This window comes from Microcystis ichthyoblabe FBCC-A1114, from assembly GCF_050500245.1.
Lineage (GTDB): Bacteria > Cyanobacteriota > Cyanobacteriia > Cyanobacteriales > Microcystaceae > Microcystis > Microcystis ichthyoblabe_A.
On sequence record NZ_CP191408.1, the window covers coordinates 2,926,621 to 2,942,317 of the forward strand.

The window sequence follows — 15,697 nt, forward strand, 5'->3', positions numbered from 1 at the left end:
GATTTAGCCCCTTTCACTCCTCTTTACCGCTAATATCACAACTACTCCCTATTTTAAGGCTTTTGACCCTGAATTAATGCCACTGCTGACTGAGACTTAGCCGCAGTCCCCTGTTTACCCTGAGATAACGCTAGACGGGCCGCCTCCTCTAAATCAGCGATCGCTTTTTCCCTGTTTCCCAATTTATAATAGGTCAAACCCCGATTGTGGTACGCTTCGGCAAAATTAGCATTAATTTTCAGACTCTCATTATAGTCCCTTAAAGCCATTTCCTGCTGTCCGGCTCGGTTATAGGACAGGGCGCGATTATAGAAAATGCGATCCTGTCCTCTAGTTCCCTGTAAACTCAAAGCTTTTGTGTAATCCTCGATCGCTTCTAGGTGTCTTCCCAAGTCATCCTTAGCATTACCGCGATAAATAAAGAAATCAGCAAAATTTCCGTTTAAAGCGATCGCTTTTGTGCAATCTTCCACCGCTGCCTCGTATTTTTTCGTCAGATAATGCACATAACAACGATTACCGAGAGCATTAACATAATTGGGGTTGATTGTCAAGGCCTGGGTGTAATCTGCGATCGCTCGCTCGTACTGGCCGAGAACTAATTCCGCATAGCCGCGATTATAATAAGCATCGGCATCCTTCGGTTCTAATTGTAGAGCTTGAGTAAAATCTGCGATCGCCCCTGAGTAATCCCCTGCGGTTAAACGATCCACCCCCCGATTATAAAATTCTACAGCCTTCACGGGGTTAGCGGTAGTTTGAGAGACTAGGGGAGAGATAGTCAGTAAAAAAGTCGCTATAGCCATAATAATTGTCAATTTTTTCTTAATTTTCATAATCCCTTCACCTAAACAATTCAAGGTAAAATTAAACAGCCCTACTCACAGGTCAAAATATCATGATTAAATCTCTTTTGGCGACTTTCCTCCTAATTACCACCCTCCTCTTCACCGGTTGTGCAACTCCCATCGCTGGACTGCAAGGATACACCAGTGGCAGCCAAGGCTATCAATTTTTATATCCTAAGGGTTGGACGCAGGTGGATGTGAAAAAAGTTGCAGGAGTAGATGTGGTTTTTCATGACCTGATCGAAACGAGCGAAAATTTAAGCGTTATTATCAATCCCGTCCCCGACAATAAAACTTTAACAGATTTAGGGACCCCCTCGGAAGTTGGCTATCGTCTCCTAAAAAATAACAGTCTTAACCCCAATCTTGATAAGGAAGTAGAATTAATTCGCTCAGAATCCCATCAAATTGACGGCCAAGATTATTATATCCTCGAATATCAAGTTAAATTAGTCAACGGCCAAGAACGTCATAATCTGGCCAGCGTCACGGTTAATAATCATAAACTCTATTCTTTTAATCTTTCCACTTCCCAAAAACGTTGGACGCAAATTCAAGAACTCTTTGAAACTATCGTTGATTCTTTCTCGGTTAGTTAAATGTCAGAGGATAGGAAATTTTCAGTAAAATGTAGGGTGCGTTAGACGGCAAAAATTCCTGTTTTGACTTAAAGGTAACAATCCGTCGTAACGCACCACCTATCATCAACTAGGTAGCCGGTTATAATTAAAGATAACATATAAAGAACCAGAAGCCTGTCCCACTATCTAACAATTAATTGAGATTACTTACTGAATCAGTAAATAGTAATCAGTAAGAAAGTGGTAACTGATAACTGATAACTGATAACTGATAACTGATAACTGAATATGAGTAACTCGGAAGAAAATAGACTAGATAGACTCGAATCTCTTGCTGAAAATACCCTAACAGAACTACGGGAGATTAAATCAGGACTACAGGAGATTAGATTAGGATTACAGGAGATTAAATTAGGACTACAGGAAACCAATCAGGGATTAAAAGAAACTAGAGTGATCGCTAATTATAACGCTAAATCGATCGAAGCGTTAACTAATAGTCTTGCTGAGTCTAAAAAAGAATGGGAAAAAGACAGACGGGGACTTGATCAACTGCTAGGACAATTAACTCGATCGATGTCGGATTTTTATGAGGTTCAGTCAGATTTTTACAATCGATTTGACAATGAAGGAAGACAATCCCGCATGGTTGAGATTTTAGATCGTTATTTTCCCCCCGAAAATCCTGCCAATTCTTAGCATAAATAGCTAAAAAACTGATAACTGATGGTGGGTTACGGCCAATAGATCAATTAATAATTAATTCTAATAATTTGTCATTGCCTAACCCACCCTACCTAACTATCTCCTATCTTGTTTACTGAAAAAACTTATGTCTATTCCCTTAATTCTTGCTTCCGCTTCTCCTGCGCGTAAAAAACTATTACAAATGGTGGGAATCGATCCGATTGTGCGAGTGAGTAACTTTGATGAATCGACAATTAATGCCGATGATACTCTCCATCTTGTCCAAACTTTAGCCCAATGTAAAGCGCAAACGATCGCCCCCCAATTTGATACAGGATTAATTCTTGGTTGTGATTCCGTCTTAGAAGTAGCGGGGGAAGTCTATGGCAAACCCAAGGATAAATCAGAAGCGATCAATCGTTGGCAAAAAATGCGCGGTCTGGTGGGTACACTCTATACAGGTCATGCTTTAATCGATCGAGTTAATAATCAAACTTTGACTCGTTGTGGGATCACTAAAGTTCACTTTGCCAATATCAGCGATGAAACAATTATTGCCTACGTTGACACCGAAGAACCCCTCAAATGTGCCGGCTGTTTTGCCTTAGAAGGAAAGGGGGGTCTATTCGTGGAAAGATTAGAGGGATGTCACAGTAATGTTATCGGTTTAAGCTTGCCCCTGTTTAGGCAGATGTTAACGGATTTTGGCTACCAAATCACTGACTTTTGGTGATCTTTTTGCCGATAATTTCCCCAAATTTATTGGCAAAAGGGCTTGACAAATTCTCAGATTTGTGTTAACTTTTTATTATAGTGGGAATCCGTGTCGCCCTGCGAACCCCTCTTTTTTCTATCCGATAGCCCCAAAATTTTTAACCCTTTCCTTTTCACTTTTTCCCGAAAAAACTATGTCTTGCTTGCGCGTGGGAATTGCCGGTCCGGTGGGTTCAGGAAAAACAGCCCTGCTCGATGCCCTGTGTAAAAATTTGCGGGATCAATATCCGATCGCCGTAGTCACCAATGACATTTATACTCAAGAAGATGCCCAATTTTTAGTGCGATCGCAAGCTTTAGCTCCGGAAAGAATTTTAGGAGTAGAAACGGGAGGATGTCCCCATACAGCTATTCGCGAGGATGCCTCAATTAACTTAGTTGCCATTGAACAGTTAGAGAGAAAATTTGCTAACTTAAAGCTAATTTTTCTGGAAAGTGGTGGTGACAATTTAGCGGCAACCTTTAGCCCGGAATTAGTAGATTTAACCATCTATGTGATTGACGTGGCAGCCGGGGATAAAATCCCTCGCAAGGGTGGACCGGGTATCACCAAATCGGATTTATTGGTAATTAATAAAATAGATTTAGCCCCGATGGTGGGGGCAGATTTAGGGGTGATGGATAGAGATGCCAAAAAGATGCGCGGGGATAAACCCTTTATCTTCACCAACTTAAAAACACGGGAAGGATTAGAGCGAGTGATTGCCTTTATCGAAAAGAATTTATACTAAGCTATTACTAGGAATAAAAAAGAGAGCGCCAGAAAAACTTAGGTAAAGCTAACATTCTTTTCCAGCGCCAAGGTTCCTGATAAAGTCGATACAACCACTCTAAATTATTGTCACAGAAAAAGCGAGGGGCGCGGATTTTTGTCCCGGACCAGATATCAAAACTGCCCCCCACACCTACCCAGATAGCTTGGGGACAGAGATGGCGATGTTCCCTAATCCAATATTCTTGTCGGGGTACTCCTAAACCAACTAAAATTAACCGCGGTTGTTGATCTTTTAATACCTCGATCCAATCGGACATTTCCTGGGAGGATAGATAACCGTGGTTAGTCAGAATACGGATATTAGGTATCTTTTTTTGCCAATTACTTGCCGCTTGTTCAGTAATCCCCGGTTTACCACCAAAAAAAGCAATAGGAAAACTTTCTCCCTGCATTCCTAACTCAGTAATTAAGGATTCTGATAATTCAATACCGGGGCAGCGGGTTTGTTTTTTTCCCCTTAATTTTAAGTAAATAACAATCCCGGCGCCGTCGGGAATAACTAAATCTGCTTCTCGAATAACTTGGGCAACTTTAGCATCATTTTCCCCTAACATTGCCATTTCTGCATTAAGAGTGACAACGTGGGAACCAAAACCTTGATAGAGGCGATCAATTAACCAACGACTGTAGTTATCGAGAAGATGAACTGGTAAACCGAGAACAGAATATTTAGGGGGAGTTTCTAACATATAATTCATCTTGATTTAGTTGTCATTTTATCGAGAAATTGGCACAAAATCTACCCCAAAACTAGAACGAGAACCGGGTTTAACTACCACTAATTGCACCGATTGATTGCGATCGCCAGACGGTAAAAATCGCACTGGATTAGTCGCCCCAGGCACAGAAAAATTACTGCTTCTTAACGCCTGTTGAACTCCCTCGCGGCTAGATTCTGCCTTAATGCCAGCGATTAAAGCCTGGGTAGCGTCATAGGCGGTAGCAGTGCGCCAATTTACGTCTCCTTGCCACAATTGGCGGGAATTATTCACAAAAGGACTGTTCGGATTAGCCCCTAAATGCCAAGAGATAGCGACAACCATGCCCAAGGCATTTTTTCCGCCTACATCCAGAGTTTTGGGGCTATAAACGTCATCACCCGCCACAATCGGTAATTTTTGGCCATTGATTTGAACCACCTGCAAAGCCTTATCTAGGGTACCACTATCCCCAAGAAGGGCGATGAGATTTGCTCCCTCCTGTTGAGCTTGTTGGAGGCTTTTAGAAGGGGTAAAAGTGAGGGAAGATAGATCAAATTCACTCACCACTTGACCTCCTCCTAATCCTAAAGCGGTGGTAAATTCAGATTTTAGGGATTGACTATAACCACTTTGGGAGTTAAAAAATACCACTGCCTTGACGTTAGGAATTTTTTGCAAACTAGATTCGGCTAATGCTCGTGCTGCCACAAAATCACTGGGAACAGAACGAAAGATATAGTCACCAAAATTGGAGAGTTTAACTGAGGTACTGATGGGGGAAATCATTACTAATCCCGCTTTTTGATAGATAGCAGCCGCCGCTAAAGAGGTGTCACTGCTAGTGTGTCCTACTACTCCTAAAATGCTGTTATCAGCCGCTAATTTTTGGGCAATTTGAGCGGCAATTTCGGGATTATCAGCATCATCAGCAATGAGAACTTTTAAAGGAATGCCATTAATTCCTCCGCTTTGATTGATTTGATTTTGAGATTGGGCAACTCCTCGTAAAACTTCTAGGGCGGTGTTGACATTGCTACCAATTGGCACGGAAACGGCGATAGTATAGGACTTAGCTTCACCAATACGGGCGTTATTTAAGTAGATGAGAGCTTCGGGATCATTTTGATTAGCTCGCAGGGATTTTTCTAGGAGGTAAACTGCTTGCTGAAAGTCTCCTTTTCCGAGTGCCTGTATAGCAGCTTGTTTGTCAGAAGCAGCCCCTTCAACTATTAATAAGTTTTCACCTTGACTAAATCTTGCCTGTGGCAATACCGATTTTTGCTCTGGTGATATTTTCTCGATTTCAGAAAGATTGGTTGGGTTATTTGATCCTTGAAAACGATTGTATAACCACCAACTACCAGCCCCAAAAAATATTAGGGTAATCAGCAGGGATAAAAGCAGGGTAACTGTATCATTTTTCTGGCTCATGGGCTGATAACTAAGATTAAATTAATGGTTTAATCGAGATTGATAGTTAATAAAAGCACCAATTCAATTCTGAATTGCACCAATATCCGATCTACCTTGATAGAATACCTCATTTGGGGTCTGATAGTCAAGACATTGTTTAAATGTGTCTTAGCTTATTAGCAATATTTTACCTTTTTGTTTGGGAATCTTCTAAATGTTTTATTAAAACATTTGAGGATAAAGTACCGTGTAAATGACTCCAGGGTAAAACCTGTTCTAAACGCCATTGTTGATGAACATAATAATCTAGCGGGGGAATTTGTCCTTTTAGTTCCTTAAAAGCGCGTTTATAACTGCCTAAAGAATCACCGTAGCCACGAGTTAATTCTAACAGGGAAGTTAAGCGGCGATCGCCTCTAGATAATAGGGCTTGAATCACTGACCAATTATAACTCTCTGGTCGAAATTCTATGCCCTGTTTACCCAATTGTTTTTCTAGATATTTTAATCTTTTTTCGGCCATTTTATTAACTCCAAACCACTGAAAAGGAGTATGGGATTTAGGCACAAAGGTGCTGCAACCGAAAGAAATTCGCAGTCCAGAGGCGGCTTTTTTTAAGGCTATTAACATTTCCACAGTCGCCGCAATATCTTCGATTTCTTCTCCCGGTATTCCCACCATACCATAGAGTTTTATCCCTTTTAAACCGCCCGCTTTAGCATTAATGGCAGCTTGGATAATTTCATCATTGGCTAACTTTTTGTTGATAATTTCCCGCAAGCGATCAGACCCACTTTCTACGGCAATAGTAATTGATTTGCTGTCTCTTAGGGATAAAATTCTAGCTAATTTTTCTGTGACAGTATTAGTTCTAACTGAAGCGATCGAGAGTCTAACTCCCTCAAATTTTGGTTGAAAAAGATAATCAAGTAAGGTTTCAAATTCAGGATGTTGGCTGACAGAAGCACCTAATAAACCCAAGCGATCGGTCACTTTTAAACCTTTTTCAATGGCGGGAATCAGGGATTCTAAACTAGCGGTACGAAAGGGTAAAGTTAGATAACTAGCTAAACAAAAACGGCACATTTCTGGACAACTTCGCACCACCTCTACCATATAAATATTCTCCCATGCCGCTTGTTTTGTTACCACCGTAGAAGCTGAAAGGGTATTACTGCGATAGGTTTGTTTACTAACAAAGGTAGGAACATTATTATCTATGGGTAGAATTGCCGTAATTTCACCTTCAGAACTATCATAATTAACGGTATATAAACTAGGAACATACACCCCCGGAACCTGGGCTAAATGACGGAGTTTTGTCGGTCGATCGGCGTTTCTAACCTCTTGATAGGCATTAATAAAATCAGCAATTAAATTTTCACCATCTCCCAATAAAATTACATCAAAAAAAGCGGCAAAAGGTTCGGGATTAGCGGTTAAAACTGGTCCACCCCCAAAAATTATCGCCTGCTGATCTTGCCGTTGATGACTGTGACAAGGAATTTCTAAAGATTCTAACAGCGAGAGGATATTAACATAGTCTAATTCCCAGGAAAAGGAAAAGCCGACTAATTCGGGATAACGGGGTAAAGATTCTTGAAAATCCGTAAATAAACGACTAACTTGTATATCCGATCGCAGGGCTAAAGTTGCCCAAACAATTTGATAACCTAAACTGGTTATACCCACAGAATACTGATTAGGAAAGGCAAAAATAGTTCTAAGGGCATCACTGTGGGGTATTGCGGGAGTAAAGAGGAGTTTTTCGTCTTGTAAGATGGTCATTTCAGTTATCAGTTATCAGTTATCAGTGACTACCAGTAGTCTTCAGTAGCTTTTAATTTTCATTCTCTTGAAAGGGGAGGCTTATTACCTCTTGTTTTTGGTCATATATAAGTTTCATTTAATCTGGAGGTGAAGGAGGGGAAAATATCTCAATATACAGTTCTAGGATCATATCTCAGGTTATGATGCTGGGGAGTCGGTGGTCAAGAACAAATTCAAGTTATACTTCCTCCCTAGGGATAGCTATTGTATTTACAGGAGATTTTTTCTTATATCCTAGCAATTTTCACAGCTTAACTAGGTGTCGATTGATCTCCTTAACCCCAACCAGAACGAAATCTATGAATAATCCGGAAGAATACGTTATAATCATGGCGAAAATCCTAGATTTAACCATTCCCGATCGCTATTTAAATTCTGTGGTTGAAAACTGGCAACGCTTGCAAGAAATCGCCAGTTTAGTGACAGAATTTCCCTTAGAGGATGACGGGGAAAGCGCCCTCAGCTTTGAACCATGACTATTTCTGTGTGCAATTTAGCTCGATCGATCCAAAATCGTCAAACTAGAGCCTTAGAAGTTATTAGCCAGACTCTCGCGGAGATAGAGGCAAAAAATCCCCATTTAAATTGCTTTACCGACATTTTACAGCCTAGAGCGCTCGCTCAAGCCCAAAAAATCGATCTAGCGATCGCCAATGGGGAACCCGTCGGTGTCTTAGCAGGAGTCCCCTTCGCCGTCAAAAATCTCTTTGATATCAAGGGTATTGTCACCCTTGCTGGTTCCAAAATCAATCGAGATCACCCTGCCGCCGGACAAGATGCGATCGCTATTCAAACCCTAGAAGCAGCCGGGGCAGTTTTGGTGGGGGCGACCAATATGGATGAGTACGCCTACGGTTTTGTCACCGAAAATGCCCATTATCGAGCCACTCCCAACCCCCGCGATCCTAGTCGTATATCGGGGGGATCCTCTGGCGGTTCCGCCGCTGCCGTTGCCGCTAATTTAGTGCCTCTCGCCCTCGGTTCCGACACTAATGGTTCCGTGAGGGTTCCCGCCGCTTGCTGTGGCGTGGTGGGGCTAAAACCCACCTTTGGGCGCGTATCCCGTCAGGGCCTATTTTTGTTCGTCAGTAGTTTAGACCATCCGGGATTTTTTAGCGACAATGTGGCGGATATGGCGGCTATTTGGAGTCTTTTTGCCAAAAATAACCTTAAAGCTCCTTTAAATGGCTTAGAGGGCGTAAAAATAGCCCTTGCCGACGATTATTTTCAGCAGGGAGCCGAACTGGAAGTAATCGAGGCGGTGACAGCGATCGCCGAACGTTTAGGAGTTACCAAAAAAATCACCATTCCCGAAACCGCCCGCGCCAGGGCAGCCGCCTATATAATTACCGCTTCCGAGGGCGCAAATTGGCATTTACCGCGTTTACAGACCAGATTAGAGGATTTTGACCCCGCAACCCGGGATCGCTTCTTGGCAGGGGCATTAATTCCCTCTAGCTGGTATTTACAGGCTCAACGTTTTCGCCGTTGGTATCGCGATCGTCTGCGAGAGATTTTCGCCGAAGTCGATATTATTCTCACCCCGACGATTCCCTGTATTGCGCCACCATTAGGAGTAGAAAAAATGATTATTGACGGGCAAGAGCTATTAATTAGACCCAATTTAGGCAGATTCACCCAACCTTTTTCTTTTATCGGTTTACCTGCCCTTTCTTTGCCGATTAAACGTCCATCCCAGCTACCTTTAGGTTTGCAAATCATCGCCGCACCCGATCGCGAAGACTTAATCCTAAGGGTAGCCAGGGTTTTAGAGGAAATGCTCATAGATATCCCGCATAAGTGAGATATTAAGGGCGCACTCAATCCTAAAATCCCTAATTTAAGGACATATAGGCAAAAAGGTCATTTTTCTAGTCTAAGTAAACAATCTATTCGTTTTTTCTTCTCTGAATGCTGACTACTGGCTCGGAGACTACTTTTCAATGGTTGATAGGGTCTTATTTTTTTGAATTTAACTCGATTTCTCGACTCATTAGAACAATTCGAGCCTATAATATAATTAGGTTCGAGTCAAGAATCAATCTTTTTATTGCCATCTATCTGCAAGGAAATCTATGAAAATTGTCATCCCGATCCTATTTTATAGCAAAGGAGGAGTAGAAAGAGTCATTATCTCTTTGATACCTAGCTTATTAGAATATGTCGAACAGATTATTATCGTCCTCCCTCGTAAGGAAATTGAATATTTTAGATATTTAATGCCCGATTCCGATAAACTTATCTACGAAAATTTTGATTTTTATCCCCATAGTTTTGAAACAAAATTAATCTATGTTTATGGTCTTCTAGCGAATTTTTATAAAACCCTAAGACTAACTTCTATTCATCATATTTTCTCTCGTAGAATTGGACTTTTACGCATCGAAGCAAGAATTAATCAGATTATCAAGCGTTACCAAGCTGATCACTGTTTGTATGGAATGACTAATCGGATTTCTCCTCCTAATGTCAAGGTTACTTTAAGTGGCATTATTTATGATGTTTTTTGGCAATTTGCTCCCTTAACTTACTCAGAATCTTATCAAGAACCCTACAATGAAGCGTTAAAAGAATGGTTAGATCGGGCTGATCTACTGTTCACAATTTCCCAAAAAACTAAAGAAGATGTTTTAAAAATTTTTCCTAATGTTACCTATGCTAGTAAATTAAAAGCTGTACCTTTAGCAGGATTTGTCGAGCAGTCTAATCCCAAGAGCGATTTAGTCAAAAGTGAGCTAGTTACTTTTTATTTTCCCTCCTCTTTTGGTATCTACAAAGATCATACAACTTTGCTTAAAGCATCCATTACACTAGCAAAAAAAGGTTTAAAATTTCAAATAGTTTTTATTGGTAAAGAAACCGATAATCTAGTTAATGGAAATCTGCAATTGTCTCAACAGTCCCAAACCCAAGAATACCAAGACTATCTCAAAGAATGTACCCGACTTTATCAGGAAAATAAAGAAATTTTCGAGAGTCACATCAAGGGATTAGGTTATCAAGACTATGAAACATTGCAGTTTTATTATCAAACCTGTTCCTGTGTGGTATTTCCCTCAAAATACGAAGGTTTTGGATTAGCAATAGCGGAAGCCATTTTACAAGGTATTCCCGTTATTGCTTCCGATTTAGAAGTGTTTCAAGAACAGGTAGAATTATATAATTGTCCCGAAAGAGTGCAATTCTATCCTAGGGGAGATGCGGACAGTTTAGCCAATTGTTTAGAACAATTTATCCTCAATCCAATTCCTCGCTTGTTACCCGAAGATATCCCCAATAAAATTAATTTCTGGACGTGGGAAGATGTGGCTAAAAAATATGTAGAACTACTGAAAGAAAATGCAGGTTACTGATCTCTATATCTACCCGATTAAATCCTGTCGAGGTATTCAATTATCCCAAGCTGAAGTGACTTCTAAAGGGTTACTCTGGGATCGAGAAATGATGTTAGTGGATGGTAAGGGTAAATTTATCACCCAAAGGGAATATCCGCAATTAGCCACCGTTTCTGTCACCATAACAGAGGATAACTTTTCTCTGAAAACATCTCAAGATTCCCTGACTTTTCAGCCTAATTTCACAGGAGAAAAAAGAGCGGTTCAAATCTGGGAATCCCAAACCATAGCCATGGATCAAGGAGATGAAATCGCCGAATGGTTTGAGAAAATTCTCGACATTCCTTGTCGTTTAGTGCGACAATCTCCCGATTATCCACGTCCTGCGAATCCTCGCTATGCAGGGAACGATCATACTCCCGTCAGTTTTGCCGATGGTTATCCAATTTTATTGACTAATACTGCTTCTTTAGAGGACTTAAATCGGCGTTTAGTTGCACCGGTGCCGATGAATCGTTTTCGGCCTAATATTGTTATTAGTAGCGATCGAGCTTTTAGCGAAAGTAGTTGGCAAAAGATCACAATTGGAGAGATAAATTATGCCCTAGTTAAACCCTGTAGTCGCTGTATTATCACCACCACCGATCAAGAAACAGGTAGGAGAAATCCCCAGCAAGAACCTTTAAAAACCTTAAGCACTTTTCGCCGTTTCCCCGGGGGCATTATGTTCGGAGAAAATGTCATCCCCGAAAAGACAGGTACAATTAAAGTCGGCGATCCTATTACCGTAATCTAGATATCTAGGGGGATAGGGGAATGGGGGAATTTCAACTAAAACCCTAAAACCCCAACACCCAACCCCCACAAGGTTAAGATAAATAACCATAAGAACAATACTTGACTAGAGACACTGAAACCATGCCCCTTGATACCGCATCGATTTTAGAAGTATTACGTCCCGTTCAAGATCCAGAACTGCAAAAAAGCCTAGTGGAATTGAACATGATCCGCAATGTGGCGATCGATGGCGGAAAAGTTAGCTTTACCCTAGTTTTGACCACTCCTGCCTGTCCTTTGCGCGAATTTATCGTGGAAGACTGCCAAAAAGCCGTTAAACAGCTGCCCGGGGTGGAAAGTGTCGCCGTGGAGGTAACTGCCGAAACCCCGCAACAAAAAGCTTTACCCGATCGCCAAGGTGTGGAGGGGGTTAAAAATATTATCGCCGTTTCCAGTGGTAAGGGCGGTGTGGGAAAAAGTACCGTGGCTGTCAATATCGCCGTCGCCTTGGCTCATTTAGGGGCAAAAGTGGGGCTATTAGACGCGGACATCTACGGCCCCAACGCCCCGACAATGTTGGGCTTAAATGACGCACAAGTGACCGTACAGGGCGCAAATGGCGAGATATTGGAACCCGCTTTCAACCATGGCATCAAAATGGTTTCCATGGGCTTTTTGATCAACCCCGATCAACCGGTAATCTGGCGCGGTCCGATGTTAAACGGCATTATCCGTCAGTTTCTCTATCAAGTCAACTGGGGCGATTTAGACTATTTAATCGTCGATATGCCTCCCGGTACCGGGGATGCACAATTAACTTTAATTCAATCGGTCCCCCTAGCCGGTGCGGTGATTGTCACCACTCCCCAGACGGTTTCTTTAATTGATGCGCGTCGGGGTTTAAAAATGTTCCAACAGCTAGGGGCGCGGGTTTTGGGTATCGTGGAAAATATGAGTTATTTTATCCCTCCCGATCAGCCCGATCGCTCCTATGATCTATTTGGGTCCGGTGGTGGGGAAAAAACCTCGCAAGAATTGGGCATTCCTTTACTGGGATGTGTACCTCTGGAGATAGCCCTACGGGAGGGCGGTGATACTGGTGTACCAGTAGTTTTAGGGCAACCAGAATCGGCCTCAGCTAAAGCCCTGATAGCGATCGCTCGTCAGGTGGCGGCGAAAGTATCCCTAGCAGCCTATAGTTAGGGTTTGCGGCAAAAAGTTTTCCCTAGGGGCAGGGTGTGGGGTGTAGGGTGTAGGGTTTTACCCATTTTCAGGGAAAAAGTCCCTAAATTTTCCCCCCGATCACTCCAATGTCCGGTGCTTTTGGATTTCAAAAAGGTCTAAAAGTCTTATCGAACAATGTTTTTAGATTTATTGAGCAAACCCTAGTTAGTTAGTAAATTTGGGGAGAGAAATGGTGAGAAGACAGTCCCTTGTTAGTAGGAAACTAAGCGGTTTTAGTGAGCAGTTTAGCTTCATTTTCCGGGATATAGCCCAAATGGATCGGCTTTTGTTCGTTTTGGTGACGGGTTTAACCGTTTTCGGTGGTTTAATGATTCGTAGTGCCGAAAGACATACCACTGCTCTCGATTGGTGGCAACACTGGTTATTCGGATGCGTGGGAGTGACGATCGCTTTATTTCTGGCCCGTTGTCGTTACGAAAGTCTGCTCAAATGGCACTGGTTAACCTATCTTCTCACCAATCTCTCCCTAATTGCGGTAATTGTCCTAGGGGTGACGGCGAATGGGGCGCAAAGTTGGATTAATATCGGCAGTTTTAACGTGCAACCGTCGGAATTTGCCAAGGTAGGTTTAATTATCACCCTAGCAGCCCTCCTACATCATCGTCCCGCCGATAATCTTTTTGCGATCGCTCGTGTTTTTGCCGTCACTGCCATCCCCTGGGTGTTAATTATGGCGCAGCCGGACCTGGGGACAGGATTAGTCTTTGGGGCAATTACCCTAGGCATGATTTACTGGGCTAATGCGAAACTGCCTTGGATGATTATCCTGTTATCTCCCATCGCATCGGTTTTTCTGTTTAATTTACTTTTTCCTGCTTGGATTGTTTTAGCAATTATCATCGCTGTGCTTGCTTGGTTTACCCTTCCCTACCGTTTTTTATCTACTTTCATCGTGGTGGCAACTAATCTGGCAGTGGGTAAATTAGGCGAGGTTTTTTGGGGTTTATTAAAAGAATATCAAAAAGATCGTTTAACCCTATTTCTTCACCCAGAAAAGAATCCTTTGGGGGGAGGTTATCAATTAATTCAATCCCGCATTGCCATCGGATCCGGAGAATTATTGGGACGGGGATTACACCAAGGCACCCAAACCCAATTAAATTTTATTCCCGAACAACACACCGATTTTATCTTCTCGGTAGTCGGGGAAGAACTCGGTTTTGTCGGCAGTATTCTAGTTTTAATAGCTTTCTGGTTAGTTTGTTGGCGTTTGTTAGTCATTGCTAATACTGCCAAAGAAAACTTTGGTTCTTTAATAGCGATCGGTGTTCTCTCGATGATCGCTTTTCAGGCAATTCTTAATATTAGCATGACCGTGGGATTAGCCCCGATTACAGGGATTCCTTTACCTTGGTTAAGTTATGGACGTTCATCTTTATTAACCAATTTTATCGCCTTGGGTTTAGTGGAATCCGTGGCTAATTATCGCCCCCGTAAGCGTTTGTACTAAGTAGTTGTACAGATATCAGTTATCAGTGATCAGTTATCAGTTATCAGATTTGAGTTTTAAGTGTGGAGTATTAAATCCCACTTTCCGCACTTCTTAACATTCAATTAATAATTTTTACCAATATATTGCTTACAATCCTTGTCCAGTAAGGATTATAGCTACAATGATGGATTTTGATCAAGGTGAAGAATTGTAAATTTTTTTCTCAGAAAAAATCAATTATTGAAAATGTTCTCAATAGTAGTTTCTACAATCAAGGTTTTTCGTTAAAACATCTTGGGGAATGTAAAAATATATAAAAGTATATGAAGATGTGCGGAATGTCGGCTGTTAAGGCACTATGCTGAATCATATTGTTTTTTAACACACAGAGTTGTCATGCCCAATTTTTCGCACACTTGCAGCAGTATTAACTACGACCCTAACAGCACAATCCTGAGTGCTGAGTGCCAAGCTCGCGATGGAGAATGGATGCCCACCGAACTGAGGCTTAGTGACCATATCGGTAATATAGATGGGGAATTGCAGTTCGGGGATCAAAACTTCCAAGAAACCTGCCAAGATTGTCACCTTGAGTTCGGGGATGGAGACCAATCCGTATGGTTGGTATGCACTTGTCAAACAATGGATGGGGAATGGAAACCTACGCAAATACTGTTAGACAGTCAGATCGATAATAACGACAGCCAACTGGAAATCGGATAGGGTAGGAGAGGACGCAAGAAATCCACGATTCCGCTATCTGTTGGGTAGAAAACCTACACTTACCCGCAAGAAAAGTGTAGGTAGTTCAGCAAATATTGGAGAACGCCATGAAAGTGACCTATGATCCGGTCGTTGATGCTCTCAAAATCACCTTAAGTAATGTGCCAATTGCAGAAAGCGACGAGCAGAGTCCGGGGGTGATTCTCGACTATGACCAGTGGGGGAACGTGGTGGGGTTAGAAATCCTCAATGCTCAAGAGCGGATGGACAATCCCCGGTCTTGCGAATATTCGATTCTGACCACTAAACCGGAATTAGTCGCCACTTAAAAGAGACAAAAAGAAATTTAAATACAGGAATTTCCCACTGACATGAAAGAATCGCCTAAAGTTGTTTTTGTGTCGTGAACTATCAATTGTCTCTCCACTTTTAAAGTCACCTACTCTCTCGGCAAAAACTACGTTAGTCTAACACGATTGGGCTTAGGAGAGCAGGGAGCAAAGGATTTAGTATGATTTAGCGGAAATTTTTCTTAAATTTTTCTTAGATGCTTGACATTGGCCGGATTAGTGCTT

The 15,697-nt window shown here is 41.9% G+C and carries 16 protein-coding genes; 12 read left to right on the forward strand and 4 right to left on the reverse strand.

What is annotated here, in order from left to right:
• Positions 1-53 precede the first annotated feature (53 nt).
• Positions 54-836 carry a tetratricopeptide repeat protein gene (locus tag ACQY1Y_RS14080; RefSeq protein WP_147068878.1) on the reverse strand — a complete coding sequence of 261 codons (783 nt, stop codon included), beginning with the start codon at positions 834-836 and terminating at the stop codon, positions 54-56.
• A gap of 62 nt (positions 837-898) precedes the next feature.
• Here ACQY1Y_RS14080 and psbP point away from each other — a divergent pair, with 62 nt between their 5' ends.
• From psbP to ureG, 4 genes are all read left to right on the forward strand, one after another.
• Positions 899-1,447: a photosystem II reaction center PsbP gene (gene psbP / locus ACQY1Y_RS14085; RefSeq protein WP_002775529.1), complete on the forward strand. Its 549-nt coding sequence runs from the start codon at positions 899-901 to the stop codon at positions 1,445-1,447.
• 270 nt (positions 1,448-1,717) lie between these two features.
• On the forward strand, positions 1,718-2,128 hold the full coding sequence (locus tag ACQY1Y_RS14090) for a hypothetical protein (protein WP_016517297.1): 411 nt from the start codon (positions 1,718-1,720) through the stop codon (positions 2,126-2,128).
• Positions 2,129-2,261: 133 nt separating this feature from the next.
• Entirely contained in the window at positions 2,262-2,849 is a 588-nt protein-coding gene (locus tag ACQY1Y_RS14095; protein WP_430012978.1) for a Maf family protein, read from the forward strand.
• 175 nt (positions 2,850-3,024) lie between these two features.
• On the forward strand, positions 3,025-3,621 hold the full coding sequence (gene ureG, locus ACQY1Y_RS14100; protein WP_004158168.1) for an urease accessory protein UreG: 597 nt from the start codon (positions 3,025-3,027) through the stop codon (positions 3,619-3,621).
• A 7-nt stretch (positions 3,622-3,628) separates the two neighbouring features.
• Here ureG and ACQY1Y_RS14105 read toward each other — a convergent pair whose 3' ends face one another.
• The 3 genes from ACQY1Y_RS14105 to ACQY1Y_RS14115 all read right to left on the reverse strand — a co-directional run bounded on the left by ACQY1Y_RS14105 (position 3,629) and on the right by ACQY1Y_RS14115 (position 7,568).
• Positions 3,629-4,354 carry a WecB/TagA/CpsF family glycosyltransferase gene (locus ACQY1Y_RS14105; RefSeq protein ID WP_002775551.1) on the reverse strand — a complete coding sequence of 242 codons (726 nt, stop codon included), beginning with the start codon at positions 4,352-4,354 and terminating at the stop codon, positions 3,629-3,631.
• A 27-nt stretch (positions 4,355-4,381) separates the two neighbouring features.
• Positions 4,382-5,797 (reverse strand): ABC transporter substrate-binding protein, encoded by a 1,416-nt coding sequence (locus tag ACQY1Y_RS14110; RefSeq protein ID WP_430012979.1) that lies wholly within the window; start codon positions 5,795-5,797, stop codon positions 4,382-4,384.
• A gap of 169 nt (positions 5,798-5,966) precedes the next feature.
• Positions 5,967-7,568: a B12-binding domain-containing radical SAM protein gene (locus ACQY1Y_RS14115; RefSeq protein WP_430012980.1), complete on the reverse strand. Its 1,602-nt coding sequence runs from the start codon at positions 7,566-7,568 to the stop codon at positions 5,967-5,969.
• A gap of 341 nt (positions 7,569-7,909) precedes the next feature.
• Here ACQY1Y_RS14115 and ACQY1Y_RS14120 point away from each other — a divergent pair, with 341 nt between their 5' ends.
• The 8 genes from ACQY1Y_RS14120 (at position 7,910) to ACQY1Y_RS14155 (ending at position 15,451) form a co-directional block, all read left to right on the forward strand.
• The gene (locus ACQY1Y_RS14120) at positions 7,910-8,086 is read left to right on the forward strand and encodes a DUF4089 domain-containing protein (protein ID WP_002740449.1); all 177 of its coding nucleotides are present in this window, start codon (positions 7,910-7,912) and stop codon (positions 8,084-8,086) included.
• Positions 8,083-9,414 (forward strand): AtzE family amidohydrolase, encoded by a 1,332-nt coding sequence (locus tag ACQY1Y_RS14125; RefSeq protein ID WP_430012981.1) that lies wholly within the window; start codon positions 8,083-8,085, stop codon positions 9,412-9,414. Before ACQY1Y_RS14120 ends, ACQY1Y_RS14125 begins: the two co-directional genes overlap by 4 nt.
• Positions 9,415-9,685: 271 nt before the next feature.
• Entirely contained in the window at positions 9,686-10,963 is a 1,278-nt protein-coding gene (locus ACQY1Y_RS14130) for a glycosyltransferase (RefSeq protein WP_430012982.1), read from the forward strand.
• Positions 10,950-11,741, forward strand: coding sequence for an MOSC domain-containing protein (locus tag ACQY1Y_RS14135; protein ID WP_316577093.1), 792 nt, complete (start codon positions 10,950-10,952; stop codon positions 11,739-11,741). The genes ACQY1Y_RS14130 and ACQY1Y_RS14135 overlap by 14 nt, the downstream gene beginning before the upstream one ends.
• Positions 11,742-11,863: 122 nt before the next feature.
• A complete protein-coding gene (locus ACQY1Y_RS14140; RefSeq protein ID WP_430014677.1) occupies positions 11,864-12,925 on the forward strand; it encodes an Mrp/NBP35 family ATP-binding protein in 1,062 nt (353 codons plus the stop codon).
• A gap of 211 nt (positions 12,926-13,136) precedes the next feature.
• On the forward strand, positions 13,137-14,417 hold the full coding sequence (gene rodA / locus ACQY1Y_RS14145) for a rod shape-determining protein RodA (RefSeq protein ID WP_430012983.1): 1,281 nt from the start codon (positions 13,137-13,139) through the stop codon (positions 14,415-14,417).
• A gap of 378 nt (positions 14,418-14,795) precedes the next feature.
• The gene (locus ACQY1Y_RS14150; protein ID WP_002775566.1) at positions 14,796-15,122 is read left to right on the forward strand and encodes a CVNH domain-containing protein; all 327 of its coding nucleotides are present in this window, start codon (positions 14,796-14,798) and stop codon (positions 15,120-15,122) included.
• A gap of 107 nt (positions 15,123-15,229) precedes the next feature.
• Entirely contained in the window at positions 15,230-15,451 is a 222-nt protein-coding gene (locus ACQY1Y_RS14155) for a DUF2283 domain-containing protein (RefSeq protein ID WP_430012984.1), read from the forward strand.
• Positions 15,452-15,697: the final 246 nt, after the last annotated feature.

Excerpts from the sequence above, each read along its gene's own strand:
- ACQY1Y_RS14135 (WP_316577093.1), top strand. The coding sequence starts at position 10,950 with ATGCAGGTTACTGATCTCTATATCTACCCGATTAAATCCTGTCGAGGT.
- ACQY1Y_RS14080 (WP_147068878.1), bottom strand. The coding sequence starts at position 836 with ATGAAAATTAAGAAAAAATTGACAATTATTATGGCTATAGCGACTTTT.
- ACQY1Y_RS14115 (WP_430012980.1), bottom strand. The coding sequence starts at position 7,568 with ATGACCATCTTACAAGACGAAAAACTCCTCTTTACTCCCGCAATACCC.
- ACQY1Y_RS14095 (WP_430012978.1), top strand. The coding sequence starts at position 2,262 with ATGTCTATTCCCTTAATTCTTGCTTCCGCTTCTCCTGCGCGTAAAAAA.
- ACQY1Y_RS14120 (WP_002740449.1), top strand. The coding sequence starts at position 7,910 with ATGAATAATCCGGAAGAATACGTTATAATCATGGCGAAAATCCTAGAT.
- ACQY1Y_RS14150 (WP_002775566.1), top strand. The coding sequence starts at position 14,796 with ATGCCCAATTTTTCGCACACTTGCAGCAGTATTAACTACGACCCTAAC.
- ACQY1Y_RS14140 (WP_430014677.1), top strand. The coding sequence starts at position 11,864 with ATGCCCCTTGATACCGCATCGATTTTAGAAGTATTACGTCCCGTTCAA.
- psbP (WP_002775529.1), top strand. The coding sequence starts at position 899 with ATGATTAAATCTCTTTTGGCGACTTTCCTCCTAATTACCACCCTCCTC.
- rodA (WP_430012983.1), top strand. The coding sequence starts at position 13,137 with ATGGTGAGAAGACAGTCCCTTGTTAGTAGGAAACTAAGCGGTTTTAGT.
- ACQY1Y_RS14125 (WP_430012981.1), top strand. The coding sequence starts at position 8,083 with ATGACTATTTCTGTGTGCAATTTAGCTCGATCGATCCAAAATCGTCAA.
- ACQY1Y_RS14105 (WP_002775551.1), bottom strand. The coding sequence starts at position 4,354 with ATGTTAGAAACTCCCCCTAAATATTCTGTTCTCGGTTTACCAGTTCAT.
- ACQY1Y_RS14110 (WP_430012979.1), bottom strand. The coding sequence starts at position 5,797 with ATGAGCCAGAAAAATGATACAGTTACCCTGCTTTTATCCCTGCTGATT.
- ureG (WP_004158168.1), top strand. The coding sequence starts at position 3,025 with ATGTCTTGCTTGCGCGTGGGAATTGCCGGTCCGGTGGGTTCAGGAAAA.
- ACQY1Y_RS14090 (WP_016517297.1), top strand. The coding sequence starts at position 1,718 with ATGAGTAACTCGGAAGAAAATAGACTAGATAGACTCGAATCTCTTGCT.
- ACQY1Y_RS14130 (WP_430012982.1), top strand. The coding sequence starts at position 9,686 with ATGAAAATTGTCATCCCGATCCTATTTTATAGCAAAGGAGGAGTAGAA.
- ACQY1Y_RS14155 (WP_430012984.1), top strand. The coding sequence starts at position 15,230 with ATGAAAGTGACCTATGATCCGGTCGTTGATGCTCTCAAAATCACCTTA.